Origin of the sequence: Staphylococcus sp. EG-SA-10 (genome assembly GCF_017151945.1) — a bacterium.
GTDB classification, from domain to species: Bacteria; Bacillota; Bacilli; order Staphylococcales; family Staphylococcaceae; genus Staphylococcus; species Staphylococcus aureus.
The window spans coordinates 1-382 of the sequence record NZ_JACVZJ010000058.1 but is presented as its reverse complement, the minus strand read 5'-3'; the positions used below and the strand labels follow the sequence as shown (position 1 = coordinate 382).

The 382-nt window shown below is 40.1% G+C and carries 1 tRNA gene and 1 rRNA gene; both read right to left on the bottom strand.

Features of this window, described 5'->3' with window-relative positions:
• Window positions 1-121: 121 nt before the first annotated feature.
• A tRNA-Ile gene (locus IDG45_RS13770) sits at window positions 122-198 on the bottom strand.
• A 93-nt stretch (window positions 199-291) separates the two neighbouring features.
• A 16S ribosomal RNA gene (locus IDG45_RS13765) occupies window positions 292-382 on the bottom strand; the annotation flags it as partial.

The following is a 382-nucleotide window of genomic DNA, read 5'->3' as shown; positions in this document are numbered from 1 at the left end:
CTTTCGAACACTAGCGATTATTTCTTATGAATTCAAGCTTATTTAAAACTCTTTATTCACTCGGTTTTGCTTGGTAAAATCTATATTTTACTTACTTATCTAGTTTTCAATGTACAAATAATGGTGGGCCTAAGTGGACTCGAACCACCGACCTCACGCTTATCAGGCGTGCGCTCTAACCAGCTGAGCTATAGGCCCATTTTTTGAATGTTAAATAAACATTCAAAACTGAATACAATATGTCACGTTATTCCACATCTTCTGAAGAAGATGTTCCGAATATATCCTTAGAAAGGAGGTGATCCAGCCGCACCTTCCGATACGGCTACCTTGTTACGACTTCACCCCAATCATTTGTCCCACCTTCGACGGCTAGCTCCTA